13 protein-coding genes are annotated in these 12866 nt (G+C 75.8%); 9 read left to right on the top strand and 4 right to left on the bottom strand.

Going from position 1 to position 12866, the window contains the following annotated elements:
• The 3 genes from JT721_RS20460 to coaA form a co-directional block, all read right to left on the bottom strand.
• A partial coding sequence (locus tag JT721_RS20460; RefSeq protein WP_205475282.1) for a response regulator transcription factor occupies positions 1–513 on the bottom strand: 513 nt, incomplete at its 3' end.
• A gap of 56 nt (positions 514–569) precedes the next feature.
• Positions 570–1574 (bottom strand): glycoside hydrolase family 6 protein, encoded by a 1005-nt coding sequence (locus JT721_RS20455; RefSeq protein ID WP_205475281.1) that lies wholly within the window; start codon positions 1572–1574, stop codon positions 570–572.
• A gap of 59 nt (positions 1575–1633) precedes the next feature.
• Complete coding sequence (gene coaA / locus JT721_RS20450) at positions 1634–2629, bottom strand: type I pantothenate kinase (RefSeq protein WP_205475280.1); 996 nt, start codon at positions 2627–2629, stop codon at positions 1634–1636.
• A gap of 108 nt (positions 2630–2737) precedes the next feature.
• Between coaA and JT721_RS20445 the strand changes: the two genes are divergently transcribed.
• From JT721_RS20445 to rimI, 9 genes are read left to right on the top strand one after another with little or no spacing between them, the layout of a single operon-like run.
• On the top strand, positions 2738–4447 hold the full coding sequence (locus tag JT721_RS20445; protein ID WP_205475279.1) for a sulfatase: 1710 nt from the start codon (positions 2738–2740) through the stop codon (positions 4445–4447).
• Positions 4448–4491: 44 nt separating this feature from the next.
• Positions 4492–6336 carry a glutamine--fructose-6-phosphate transaminase (isomerizing) gene (gene glmS / locus JT721_RS20440; RefSeq protein WP_205475278.1) on the top strand — a complete coding sequence of 615 codons (1845 nt, stop codon included), beginning with the start codon at positions 4492–4494 and terminating at the stop codon, positions 6334–6336.
• An 8-nt stretch (positions 6337–6344) separates the two neighbouring features.
• Positions 6345–6698: a holo-ACP synthase gene (locus JT721_RS20435; RefSeq protein WP_205475277.1), complete on the top strand. Its 354-nt coding sequence runs from the start codon at positions 6345–6347 to the stop codon at positions 6696–6698.
• Entirely contained in the window at positions 6695–8089 is a 1395-nt protein-coding gene (locus JT721_RS20430) for an NAD(P)H-hydrate epimerase (protein WP_205475276.1), read from the top strand. Before JT721_RS20435 ends, JT721_RS20430 begins: the two co-directional genes overlap by 4 nt.
• Positions 8086–9240: an alanine racemase gene (gene alr / locus JT721_RS20425; protein WP_205475275.1), complete on the top strand. Its 1155-nt coding sequence runs from the start codon at positions 8086–8088 to the stop codon at positions 9238–9240. The genes JT721_RS20430 and alr overlap by 4 nt, the downstream gene beginning before the upstream one ends.
• A complete protein-coding gene (locus tag JT721_RS20420) occupies positions 9237–10304 on the top strand; it encodes an alpha/beta hydrolase (RefSeq protein WP_307828178.1) in 1068 nt (355 codons plus the stop codon). Before alr ends, JT721_RS20420 begins: the two co-directional genes overlap by 4 nt.
• Positions 10301–11221, top strand: coding sequence for a tRNA (adenosine(37)-N6)-threonylcarbamoyltransferase complex ATPase subunit type 1 TsaE (gene tsaE / locus JT721_RS21890; protein WP_374220897.1), 921 nt, complete (start codon positions 10301–10303; stop codon positions 11219–11221). The genes JT721_RS20420 and tsaE overlap by 4 nt, the downstream gene beginning before the upstream one ends.
• Positions 11218–11862, top strand: coding sequence for a tRNA (adenosine(37)-N6)-threonylcarbamoyltransferase complex dimerization subunit type 1 TsaB (tsaB, locus tag JT721_RS20410; protein ID WP_205475274.1), 645 nt, complete (start codon positions 11218–11220; stop codon positions 11860–11862). Before tsaE ends, tsaB begins: the two co-directional genes overlap by 4 nt.
• A complete protein-coding gene (gene rimI, locus JT721_RS20405; protein WP_205475273.1) occupies positions 11859–12317 on the top strand; it encodes a ribosomal protein S18-alanine N-acetyltransferase in 459 nt (152 codons plus the stop codon). Before tsaB ends, rimI begins: the two co-directional genes overlap by 4 nt.
• A gap of 218 nt (positions 12318–12535) precedes the next feature.
• Here the strand turns inward: rimI and JT721_RS20400 are convergent.
• A partial coding sequence (locus tag JT721_RS20400) for a hypothetical protein (RefSeq protein WP_205475272.1) occupies positions 12536–12866 on the bottom strand: 331 nt, incomplete at its 5' end.

Raw genomic sequence — 12866 nt, 5'->3', positions numbered from 1 at the left:
GGGCGGCGCGGGCTCGGGGGTGCCGGGACCGATCGGGCTCTCGCGCAGGTCGCGGGCGGCCGCGGCGGCCCACGACTCCGGCTCGGGCTGCGGCTCGGGCTGCGACCCGGGCGCGGCCGGGGCGTCCGCGACGTCGGCGCGGGCCCGCGGGCGGCGCAGCATGGAGTCGGCCCGGGCGCGCAGCTCGCGCGGGCGGAACGGCTTGACGAGGTAGTCGTCGGCGCCGGCCTCGAAGCCCTGGATCACGTCGATCTCGGAGGCCATCGAGGTGATCATGATCAGGTAGGTGCTGCTGAACTCGCGCAGCCGCTTGGCCACCGCGAACCCGTCCATCCCGGGCATCTGGATGTCGAGGGTGGTGAGCAGGGGGTCGTGCTCGCGCACCGCCTCGATGCCCGCGGCGCCGTCGGAGGCCGACACGGTCGTGAAGCCCGACTGCGTGAGCACCAGCTCGGTGAGCTCACGGGTGTCCTTGTCGTCCTCGATGACGACGGCGATGCGGGGCTCGATCACGGGGAGAGCCTACGAGCCGGAGGCCGTCGCCGACGTCAATTCGAGCGGTTGGGTCGTCACCAGCCCGCCGCCTCGGCGAGCTCGACGGCCCGGTCGGGCCAGAGCTGACCCGCCGGCGGCCCGCCGTGGCAGGAGCCGTCGCTCTCGGCGGGCGGCTTGACCCAGACGAAGGCGTCGAGCCCCGAGCCGTCGTCGACGTACCCCGGTTCCTGCCCCAGCGCTTGGCCGACCGGGTTGCACCAGTCGGCCTGGGCGGCGGTGGCGGCACCGTTGCGGCCGGTGTCGACGAGGTAGTGGGCGCCACCCAGCTCCTGGCTCACCCGCTCGGCCCAGGCGAGCTCGGCGTCGGTCGGCTGGTAGTTCGACACGTTGGTGGTGAACCCGCGCACCGAGCCGACGCCGACCTCGCGCAGCAGCCGCGCCGTCTCGTCGACCGGCAGCCACGCCGAGTGCCCGGCGTCGACGTAGGTGGTGACCCCGGCGTCCCGCAGCGCGGAGACGGCGCCGCGCAGCTGCTCGACCCGGTCACCGGATCCGCCGCACGTCGCGGCCGCGGCGAGCGCGTCCGGCTCGTGGACGACCACGCTGGGGCCGGCCGCGGCGGCGTCGGCGACGGCCTCGACCCAGGGCAGGTAGGCGTCGGGGTCGAGGCCGCCCGCCGACTGCCCGCCGGTGCAGTCGCGCTCCGGCACGCCGTAGACCACGAGCACCGGCACGGCGTCGGCCGCCAGAGCGGCGGCCACGACCCGGTCGACCTCGCCACCCACCTCCGCCGGCGTGGGCAGCCGCTCGGGGGTCAGCCAGGTGGCGGTCGGCACCCCGGCGAGCCGCTCGAGCAGCTCGTTGCGGCGCGCGTCGCCGTCACCCCCGGCCTGCTTCGCCGCCGCGACGAGCAGGGGCGAGGGGTCGAGGTGCTGGGGGTGGTGGCGGAAGCGGTTGACCCCCTGGGGGTCCACCTCGCCGTCGCGGGTCGCCCACCAGGTGGCCAGGACGGCGAGGACGACGACGAGCCCGGCCGCCAGGACCACCCGCACCGGGCGGCTCGGGGGTGAGGTCGGCACCCCACCATCGTGCGTCAGGGAGGGGTCGCGGCGGGCGCGAACCCGCGGACCGGGCCCGCTCAGAGCTTGCGCAGCCGGACGTAGCGCACCGAGTGGTCGCGGTCCTTGCGGAGGACGAGCGTGGCGCGGGAGCGGGTGGGTAGGACGTTCTGCACCAGATTGGGGCCGTTGATGGAGTCCCAGATCCGCTGGGCCTCCTCGACCGCCTCGTCCCCGGACAGCGAGGCGTACTTGGCGAAGTACGACTCCGGGTCGCGGAACGCCGTCTCGCGCAGCCGGAGGAAGCGCTCGGTGTACCAGTCGCGGATGTGGCCGGTGCCGGCGTCGACGTAGACGCTGAAGTCGAAGAAGTCGCTGACGGCCAGGCCGGTGCGGCCGTCGTCGCGCACCCGCGCGGGCTGGAGCACGTTCAGGCCCTCGACGATCACGATGTCCGGGCGCTTGATGACAACCTTCTCGTCCGGCACGACGTCATAGACGAGGTGGGAGTAGATCGGCGCCTCGACCTCGTCGCGGCCGGACTTGATGTCGACGACGAAGCGCAGCAGCGCCCGGCGGTCGTAGGACTCCGGGAACCCCTTGCGCTGGAGCAGCCCGCGCCGCTCGAGCTCGGCGTTGGGGTAGAGGAACCCGTCGGTCGTGACCAGCTCGACGTGGGGGTGCTCGGGCCAGTGGGCGAGCATCTGCTGGAGCACGCGGGCGGTGGTCGACTTGCCCACAGCCACCGAGCCGGCCAGCCCGATGACGAACGGCGTGCGCGGGGGCGTCACCCGGTGCAGGAACTCCTCCTGCTGCCGGTGCAGCCGGCTCGCGGCCTCGACGTACATGCTCAGCAGCCGGCTGAGCGGCAGGTAGACCTCCTGGACCTCGCGGAGGTCCAGGGCGTCGCCCAGGCCGCGGAGGTTGGCGATCTCGTCCTCGCGCAGCGGGTTCGGGATCTCGGCCGCCAGCCCCGCCCAGGTCGCGCGGTCGAGCTCGACGTACGGCGAGGACTCCCGGGCGTCCTCGGGGCCGCCGTGGCCGAGGGGTGCCTGGCGTGACGCGCCTGAGGACATGCCAGTGATTGTTGCAGCGCCGATCGGGCCCGCCGAGGCCACCCGCCCGCTTACAGTTCCCCGACCCCCTGTGACCCACCGGTCCCGACCCACCCCAGGAGCGACACCATGACCCACCGAGCCGTGGCCGGGGGCCTCGCCTCCGCACTGGTGCTGTCGCTGCTCGCGTGCTCCGGGGGCGACCGGCAGCAGCCGCGGGCCGCCGGGCCGGAGCCGTTGACCACGCGCGCCGCCGTCGCCGCCGCGCCCGACCCGGGCCAGGAGCTGGCGCGGCGGCCGGACCTGCTGGTGGTCGAGACCGACGACATGCGCGCCGACGACCTGCGGTTCATGCCGCAGACGCGGCGCTGGTTCGCGCGCAACGGCCTGACCTTCGCGAACTCGTTCGCACCCAACCCGCTGTGCTGCCCGTCGCGGGCCAGCCTGCTGACCGGTCGCTACTCCCACAACCACAGGGTGCTGACCCACGAGGCGCCGTACGGGTTCACCTCGTTCGACGACCGCGACACGCTCGCGACCCGGCTCCAGGGCGCCGGCTACCGCACCGGGATGGTCGGCAAGTACCTCAACGGCTACGGCGAGCGCCCGACGCGCACCGGTCGCGACTCGCTCACCTACGTGCCGCCGGGCTGGGACGACTGGTGGGGCGCGTCCGACCACGTGTGGGGTCCCGGGGAGCGGTTCGGGGGCGGCACCTACGACTACTTCCGGCTCACCTCCAACGTCAACGGCCGGATCCAGAGCTGGCCGGGCCGCTACTCCACGGAGGTCACTGCCGACCAGACCGCCGCGATGGTCGGCCGGTTCGAGCGGGGCCGGAAGCCGTGGTTCGTGTGGTGGAACCCCACTGCGCCCCACCACGGCGGCCCGGTCGAGCCCGACGACCCCGGCGTGGTGCCGCGCTCCGACGGCTTCCCCACCCGCTGGGTGACGCCGGCCCGCCCGGCTTGGGTCAAGGGCCGCTTCGACACCGTGGTCCGCAACGGCGCCGGCACGCCGCCGCGCCGCGACGCCGAGGGCGACATCTCCGACAAGCCCGGGTTCCTGCGCAGCTACCCGCCGTTCACCGCCCGCGAGCGCGAGGTCGTGCGCGACGTGACCCGGCAGCGCGCGGAGGCGCTGTACGTCCTCGACCGCCGGCTGGGCCGGATGCTCCGAGCGCTGCGCGCCTCGGGGCGGCTGTCGTCGACGCTGGTGGTCCTCACCTCCGACAACGGCTACTACCTCGGCGAGCACCGCAAGCGGCAGGGGAAGATCAACCTCCACGAGCCCTCGATCCGGGTGCCGCTGCTGATGGCCGGCGCCGGCGTGCCGCGCGGACGCCGCTACGACCCCGTCACCACCGTCGACCTGGCCACCACGTTGGCCGCCTGGGCCGGCACCGGGCTGAAGCGGGCCGACGGCGTCGACCTCCGCCCGCTGCTCCGCGACGGCGACCGCGGCTGGCGGCGGCCGGTCGTGCTCGAGGGGCTGATGCCCGAGGGCCGCTACGTGCGGGCCGCCCGTCGTCCCGGCTGGGGTCGGCGCCTCGACACCATCGGCGTGCGGCTGGGCCGCTGGAAGCTGGTGCGCTACTCCACCGGCGAGGGCGAGCTCTACGACCTCGCCCGCGACCCGCTGGAGCTGCGCAACCTCTACCGCAAGCCCGGCGCCAAGCAGGTGCGCAGGCAGCTGGTCAAGGTCTGGCGGCGGGCCTCGGCGTGCCGCGCGGCCGGCTGCCGGGTGCTGCTCCCCGCCGAGCTCCAGGTCGACGCGGCCGAGGTGAGGCGGATCACGCTGGCGCAGCAGCGCGCGGAGCGGCGCCACTTCGGCCGCTGACGGCAGGTTCGTGATCGCCTCCCGGCGCCCTAGACTGGCTGGTCATGTGCGGCATCGTCGGTTACGTCGGGGAGAAGCAGGCGCAGGACGTCGTGATCGAGGGCCTGCGCCGGCTGGAGTACCGCGGCTACGACTCCGCCGGCATCGCCCTGGTCAGGGACGGTGCGATCGCCTCCGACAAGCGGGCCGGCAAGCTGGCGAACCTGGAGAAGGCGATCGCCGACGTCCCGCTCCCCGCCTCGACCACGGGCATCGGTCACACCCGCTGGGCCACCCACGGCGCCCCCAACGACCAGAACGCCCACCCCCACCTGGGTCGCAACGGGCGGGTCGGGCTGGTGCACAACGGCATCATCGAGAACTTCGCCGAGCTGCGGCTCGAGCTCGAGGCGCGCGACCACGTGCTCCGCTCCGAGACCGACACCGAGGTGGCCGCCCACCTGCTCGAGCTCGAGGTCGAGGCCGGCCACGACCTCACCACCGCGATGCAGAACGTCTGCCGCCGGCTGGAGGGCGCCTTCACGCTCGTGGCCGTCGACGCCCTCGACCCCGCCCGGGTGGTCGCGGCGCGGCGCAACTCGCCGCTGGTCGTCGGGCTCGGCGAGGGGGAGAACTTCCTCGGCTCCGACGTCGCGGCGTTCATCGAGCACACCCGCGAGGCGCTCGAGCTCGGCCAGGACCAGGTCGTGACCATCACCCGCGAGGGCGTCACGGTCACCGGCTTCGACGGTTCCCCGGCCGAGGGCAGCCGCTACCACGTCGACTGGGACCTGTCGGCCGCCGAGAAGGACGGCCACGACTGGTTCATGCGCAAGGAGATCTACGAGCAGCCGCGGGCCGTGGCCGACTCGCTGCTGGGCCGGCGCTCACCCCAGGGCCTGCTCCAGCTCGACGAGATGCGCCTCTCCGACCAGGAGCTGCGCGACATCGACAAGATCATCATCATCGCCTGCGGCACGTCGTTCTACGCCGGCATGGTGGCCAAGTACGCCATCGAGCACTGGACCCGGGTGCCGGTCGAGGTCGAGCTGGCCTCGGAGTTCCGCTACCGCGACCCGATCCTCGACTACTCCACGCTGGTGGTGGCGATCAGCCAGTCCGGCGAGACCGCCGACACCCTGCAGGCGATCCGCCACGCCCGCCAGCAGCGCTCCAAGGTGCTGGCGATCTGCAACACCAACGGCTCGACGATCCCGCGCGAGTCCGACGCGGTCATCTACACCCACGCCGGCCCCGAGATCGGCGTCGCCTCCACCAAGGGCCTGCTCACCCAGCTGGTCGCCTGCTACCTGCTCGCGCTCTACCTCGCCCAGGTCAAGGGCACCCGCTACGGCGACGAGATCACCGAGATCATGGAGCAGCTCGAGGCGATGCCCGCGCACATCCAGGCGGTGCTCGACGGCGACCAGGCGGTCTACGAGCTGGCCCGCCAGCACGCCGGCAGCACCTCGGTGCTGTTCCTCGGCCGGCACGCCGGCTACCCGATCGCGCTCGAGGGCGCGCTCAAGCTCAAGGAGCTGGCCTACATCCACGCCGAGGGCTTCGCCGCCGGCGAGCTCAAGCACGGCCCCATCGCGCTGGTCGACGAGGGGCTGCCGGTGCTGTGCGTCGTGCCGCCCCGGGGCCGCGACCAGCTGCACGACAAGATGCTCAGCGGCATCCAGGAGGTCCGGGCCCGGGGGGCGCGCACCATCTGCCTGGCCGAGGAGGGCGACGAGAAGATCGAGGCCTACGCCGACGTGCTGATCCGGCTGCCGCGGGTGCCGGTGCTGCTCCAGCCGATGGTCGCGGTGGTGCCGCTCCAGCTGTTCGCCTGCGAGCTGGCCACCGCGATGGGGCACGACGTCGACCAGCCGCGCAACCTCGCCAAGTCCGTCACCGTCGAGTAGGGGCGCCGGTGGCCGTGATCGGCGTGGGGATCGACGTGGTCGACCTCGACCGCTTCCGGGCGGCCCTCGAGCGCACCCCCGAGCTCCGCGAGCGGCTGTTCACGCCCGCGGAGGCCGAGCGGCCGCTGGCCTCGCTCGCCGCCCGGTTCGCGGCGAAGGAGGCGATCGCCAAGGCGCTCGGCGCGCCCCACGGACTGCAGTGGCACGACGCCGAGGTCGTCTCGGAGGAGTCGGGGCGGCCGCTGTTCACCATCCGCGGCACGGTGCGGGCGCGGGCCGACGAGCTCGGCGTGCGCTCGGTGCACCTCTCGCTCTCCCACGACGCCGGCATCGCCTCCGCGATGGTGGTGCTGGAGTCGTGAGGCGCGCCCACACGGTCGGGCAGGTGCGCGCCGCCGAGGCGACGCTGCTCGCGACCCTGCCCGAGGGCGCGCTCATGCAGCGCGCCGCCGCCGGCCTGGCCACCGCGGTCGCCGACCTGCTCGGCGGCGCCTACGGCCGCCGGGTGCTGCTGCTCGTCGGCGCCGGCGACAACGGCGGCGACGCGCTCTGGGCGGGCGCCCGGCTGGCCCGCCGCGGTGCCGCCGTCGAGGCGCGGCTGCTCTCCGAGCGGGTCCACGAGCCTGGACTGGCCGCGCTGCGGGCCGCCGGCGGCCGGGTCGTCGACGCCGTGCGCCACCGCCCCGACGTCGTCGTCGACGGCATCGTCGGGATCGGTGGCCGCCCCGGGCTCCGCGACCCCGCGGCCGCCGCGCTCGCCCAGGTCGAGGGCGTGCCGGTGGTGGCGGTCGACGTGCCGAGCGGCGTCGGGGTCGACTCCGGCGAGCTCGACGGACCCCACGTGCGGGCCGACCTCACGGTCACCTTCGGCACCCTCAAGCCCGCCCACCTGGTCGACCCGGCCGCCTCCGCCGCCGGTGCGGTGCACCTCGTCGAACTCGGCCTCGACCTGCCCGCCGCGCCGGTCGAGGCGCTCCAGCCCGACGACGTCGCGGCGCTGCTGCCCCGACCGGCCGACGACGCCCACAAGTACACCCGCGGGGTCGTGGGCGTGCGGGCCGGCTCGGCGCAGTACCCCGGCGCCGGGCTGCTCAGCGTGGCCGGAGCCTCCTGCGGGCTGGCCGGCATGGTCCGCTACGTCGGCGACGACGCCGTGCTCGACCTGGTGCGCGCGGCCCACCCCGAGGTGGTGGGCGCCGGGCGGGTGCAGGCCTGGGTGGTCGGCAGCGGGAGCGGCGACGGCGCGGCCGAGACCCTGGCGGCGGCGCTGGCCGACGAGGTGCCGGTCGTGGTCGACGCCGACGCCCTGCGCGCGCTGCCGGTGCCCGCACCGGTCCCCGCCGTGCTCACCCCCCACGCCGGCGAGCTGGCCGCGCTGGTCGGGGCCGAGCGGGGCCAGGTCGAGGCGCGGCCGCTGGCGTTCGCCCGCGAGGCCGCGGCCCGCCACGACGCGGTGGTGCTGCTCAAGGGCCGCCACACGCTCGTCGCCGACCCGTCCGGGCGGGTGCGGGTGACCACCACCGGGGTGCCGTGGCTGGCCACGGCCGGCGCCGGCGACGTGCTGGGCGGCGTGATCGGGGCGCTGCTCGCCGCCGGCCTCGACCCCTTCGACGCCGCCTCGGTCGGCTCGTGGCTCCACGGCGCCGCGGCGACGTACGCCTCCCGCGGCGGCCCGATCGTGGCGGGTGAGGTGTCCCGCGCCCTGCCCGCCGTCGTGGCCGACCTGCCCCGCCGGGGAGAATGGGGCGCATGAGCCCGCTCACCACCGCGCGTGCCGAGCTCGTGGTCGACCTGGCCGCGATCCGCCACAACGTGCGGGTGCTCCGCGAGCTGGTGCGCGCCGACGGTCCGGTGCAGCTGATGGCCGTGGTCAAGGCCGACGCCTACGGCCACGGGCTGCTCGAGGCCGCCCGTGCCGCGCGCGAGGGGGGCGCCGACTGGCTGGGCGTGGCCACCCTCGACGAGGCCCAGCAGCTGCGCGAGGCCGGCGACGACGGGCCGGTGCTGTGCTGGCTCACCGTCCCGGGCGAGGACTACGACGAGGCGGTCGCCGCCGACATCGACGTCACGGCCTACACCGTCGCCGAGCTCGACGAGATCGCCGCGGCGGCGCGCCAGGTCCAGCACCCCGCGCGGGTGCAGCTCAAGGTCGACACCGGGCTCTCCCGCGGCGGCGCGACCGCGGGGGAGTGGGAGGCGGTCGTCGCCCGCGCCCTCGAGGGGCAGCGCGCCGGGCACTGGGAGGTCACCGGCATCTGGTCGCACCTGGCGAGCAGCGACGAGCCCGACGACCCGATGAACGACGCGCAGGAGGAGCTGTTCGGCGAGTTCGTGGCCGTCGCCGAGGAGGCCGGGCTGCGTCCCGGGCTGCGCCACCTCGCCAACTCCGCCGGCGCGATCCTGCGGCCCTCGGCCCGGTTCGACCTGGTGCGCTGCGGGATCGCCACCTACGGCCTCGATCCCGCCCCCGGGCACACCCCTGACCTCGGGCTCCGGCCGGCGATGACCGCCCGCGCCACCCTGGCCCTGGTCAAGGACCTCGAGGCCGGCGCCTCCGTCTCCTACGGCCACACCTGGACCGCCCGCCACGCCACCACCGTCGGCCTGGTGCCGGTGGGCTACGCCGACGGCGTGCCGCGCGTGGCCGGCAACAGCGCCGAGGTGTGGGCGGCCGGTGCCCGCCGACCGGTGCGCGGCCGGATCTGCATGGACCAGTTCATGGTCGACCTGGAGGGCGACCACCCCGCCGCGGGCGACGACGTGGTGCTCTTCGGCACCGCGCCGGCGCCCACCGCCCAGGACTGGGCCGAGGCCTGCGGCACCATCAGCTACGAGATCGTGACCCGGCTGGGCGGCCGGATGACTCGGCGGCACGTCGACACCGACACGGAGCGTGCCTGGTGAGCCGGCCCACCCGGATCCTCGGGGTCGTCGCCGGCACCGGTCTGGCGGCGGCCGGCACCGTCGCCCTGGGCGTCGCCCGCCGCCGGCGCGGGATGACCCGGCGGCCCGACGACCACACGCCGTTCGGCAGCCTGCGCTCGACACCGCGGACGGTGGTGGCCGACGACGGCGTGCCGCTGCACGTCGAGGTCGACGAGCCCGACCCCGCGGCGACCGAGGCCGGCGCGGGCCCGGTGCCGACCCTGGTCTTCGTCCACGGCTACGCCCTCAACCTCGACTGCTGGCACTTCCAGCGCGCGGCGTACCGCGGGCTGGTCCGCGCCGTCTACTACGACCAGCGCTCCCACGGCCGCTCCGGGCGCTCGGCCGGCGAGCGCGCCACCATCGACCAGCTCGGGCGCGACCTGCGCCGGGTGCTCGACGAGGTCGTGCCCGACGGCCCGGTGGTGCTGGTGGGCCACTCGATGGGCGGGATGACGATCGTCGCGCTGGCCGAGCAGCACCCCGAGCTGGTCGGCGAGCGGGTGGTCGGCGTCGCGCTGGTCTCCACGACGGCGGGCGGGCTCGACCCCGGCCGGATCGTGCTCCCGATGCTGCCCACGCGGCTCAGCGGCGACGCCGCGCTCCACGCCGTGCGCACGCTGCGCCGCGGGCACCGGCTGGTCGACGGCGCCCGCCGGGCCGGGCGGGCGTTCGCCGCCGTGGCCACCGACGTGCTGGCGTTCGGCGACGAGGTGCCGACCGCGTACGTCGACTTCGTCGACGACATGCTCTCCGCGACGCCGTTCGAGGTGGTCGCCGACTTCTTCCCGAGCTTCCGCAGCCTCGACAAGTTCGACTTCGTCGAGGTGCTCGGCCGGGTGCCGACCACCATCGTGTGCGGCACCGCCGACCGGCTGACCTCGATCGGCCACAGCCGCAAGCTGCACGCCCGGATCGCCGGCTCGACCATGGTCGAGGTCGAGGGGGCCGGGCACCTGGTGATCCTCGAGCGGCACGGGCAGGTCAACGCCGCCCTCGACCAGCTGGTCGCCGCCGCCCGGGAGCGGGTGGGGTCGCCGTGAGCGTGACCGTGCGTCCGATCGGCCCCGAGTCGGCCGCGGCGGCGCTCGAGGTCGTGCGCGCCGCGTTCGCCGCCCGCCCCGCGCTCGACCCGCCCGCCGACGCGATGGCCGAGACGGCCGACAGCCTGGCCGCGCTGCTGGCCCGCCGCGGCGGCCTGCTCGCCGAGGTCGACGGTCGGCCCGCCGGCGTCGTCGTCCTCGACCCGCTCGACGGCACCCTGTTCCTGCGCCGGTTCGGCGTCCACCCCGACGCCCAGGGCCGCGGCGTCGCGGCCGCCCTCGTCGACGCGGCGGTGGCCGCCGCGGTCGGCTGCGAGGACGTGGCGGTGCTCGCGCGCGAGGAGCTGCCGCGCACCGTGGCGTTCTGGGAGAAGCACGGCTTCGTCGAGACCGCCCGCCGCCCGCCGGCGGTCGAGCTGCGGCGCCCCGCGGCGGTGCTGGTGCGCGACGTGCCCGACGCCGCCGCGATGCGGGCGCTCGGCGCCGAGCTCGCGGGCCACCTGCGCGCCGGCGACCTGGTGGTGCTCAGCGGCGACCTCGGGGCCGGCAAGACCACGTTCACCCAGGGCCTCGGCGCCGGGCTCGACGTCGAGGGGCAGGTCGCCTCGCCGACGTTCGTGATCGCTCGCGAGCACCCCTCCCGCGGCGACGGGCCCGGGCTCGTGCACGTCGACGCCTACCGCCTCGGCGGACTCGCCGAGCTCGACGACCTCGACCTCGACGCCTCGCTCGACGACGCCGTCACCGTCGTCGAGTGGGGCACGGGCCTCGCCGAGCGGCTCACCGACTCGCGGGTCGAGGTGCGGATCCGCCGCTCCGACGAGCCCGTCGACCCCGAGTCCGACGTCGACCCGCGCCGGGTCGAGGTCGTTGCCACCGGCCCGCGGTGGACCGCCCACGACTGGAGCCGCCGATGACCGCGCTGCTGGCCCTCGACACCGCGACCCCGCGGGTCACGGTCGCCCTCCACGACGGCGAGGACGTCGTCGCCGAGCTGGCCTCGGAGGAGACCATGCGCCACGGCGAGCAGCTCGCGCCGCTGGTGGCCCGGGTGCTCGAGCAGGCCGGGCTGGTGCGGCAGGACCTGACCGCGGTCTCCGTCGGTGTCGGTCCGGGCCCGTTCACCGGGCTGCGGGTCGGCCTGGTCACCGCCCGGACCCTGGCCCACGTCCTCGAGATCCCCGTCTACGGCGTCTGCTCGCTCGACGTGCTCGCCGCGGAGGCGGTGGCGACCGGCGCGGTGACCGGCGACTTCCTCGTCGCCACCGACGCCCGGCGCAAGGAGGTGCACCTGGCGTCGTACGACGCCGACGGGGTGCGGCTCGCCGGACCCTCGGTCGACCGGCCGGCCGACGTCGCCAGCGGGCTGCCGGTGGTGGGTGAGGGAGCGCTGCTCTACCCCGAGGCCTTCCCCCACGCCGTCGGCCCGGCCCGGCCCAGCGCCGGGTGGCTGGCCCGGGTGGTCACCGGTGAGCTGGCCGAGCTGCTCGACCCCGAGCCGCTCTACCTCCGCCGGCCCGACGCCGAGGTGCCCGGCGCGCCCAAGCCGGTCTCGTGACCGTCCGGCTCGCGACCGCCGACGACGTGGCGGCGGTGGTGGCCTCCGAGGCCGCCAACCTCGGCGCCGACGCCTGGTCGGAGGCCCTGGTCGTCGACGGCGTGCGCGGTGGCCTGCCGACCGTGACCTACCTCGTCGCGGAGGTGGACGGCCGAGTGGTCGGCCACGCCACCGTCAGCTGCGCCGGCGACATCGCCGAGCTGCAGCGGATCGCCGTCGACCCCGCCCACCGGCGCCGCGGACTGGCCACCGCGCTGCTCGACGCCGCCCTCACCCGGGCCCGCGCCGAGGGTGCCGACCGCCTGCTGCTCGAGGTGCGCGAGGACAACGCCGCCGCGCTGTCGTTCTACGGCGCCCGCGGTTTCGTCGAGGTCGACCGGCGACGCCGCTACTACCGCGACGGCGCCACCGCGGTGGTGCTCCGGCGCGGTCTCGACCGGGGTTGCGGTTCCTGAGCGGAGGCGGGTCGACCTGCCCTAGGCTGCAGCGTGGGAGCAGCACGAGGGAGGGAGATCCACCGGTCGCACCGGTCGTCGTGATGTGGGGCAGCAGCCCCCGTGGGAGTGGCTCGGCGCCCCTGTCGTGGGTTCACGACGACCTGCCGACCGGACGGACCTGAGGCTGCGGACGCCGTGGTCGCCGGCAGGCGACCACGGCGTCCTCCCGGCCGTGCTCAGTCGAGGACGCCGGGGGCGACGCCCTCGTCGTCGACCCAGTCCTTCTCGGTGTCGAAGATCTCGCGCTCGCTGCGGCGCTCGTCGTCGCGGCCGCCGCGCCGGGTGCCGCCGCCGACGCCGCCGCCGACCCCCGCTCCGCTGCGACCGCCCGCGGGCGCCGTGCCGCGACCGGTCGTCCGGCCCCCGGCAGCCCCACGCTGGCCACCACGCTGGCCACCCTTCTGGGCACCACGGCCGCCGGTGCCACCCGCACCCGCGCCGCGGCCGGAGCCGCTGCTGCGTCCGGTGCCCGCACCGCGGGTGCCCGTGCCGCCCGCGCCGGCTCCG

Origin of the sequence: Nocardioides sp. SYSU D00038, assembly GCF_016924665.1 — a bacterium.
Taxonomy (GTDB): Bacteria; Actinomycetota; Actinomycetes; order Propionibacteriales; family Nocardioidaceae; genus Nocardioides.
This window is presented reverse-complemented; position numbering and strand designations above follow the sequence as displayed.

What these genes read in the sequence shown, in the direction of transcription:
- coaA (WP_205475280.1), bottom strand. Translation starts at nt 2,629, where the DNA reads ATGTCCTCAGGCGCGTCACGCCAGGCACCCCTCGGCCACGGCGGCCCC.
- JT721_RS20445 (WP_205475279.1), top strand. Translation starts at nt 2,738, where the DNA reads ATGACCCACCGAGCCGTGGCCGGGGGCCTCGCCTCCGCACTGGTGCTG.
- glmS (WP_205475278.1), top strand. Translation starts at nt 4,492, where the DNA reads ATGTGCGGCATCGTCGGTTACGTCGGGGAGAAGCAGGCGCAGGACGTC.
- alr (WP_205475275.1), top strand. Translation starts at nt 8,086, where the DNA reads ATGAGCCCGCTCACCACCGCGCGTGCCGAGCTCGTGGTCGACCTGGCC.
- tsaB (WP_205475274.1), top strand. Translation starts at nt 11,218, where the DNA reads ATGACCGCGCTGCTGGCCCTCGACACCGCGACCCCGCGGGTCACGGTC.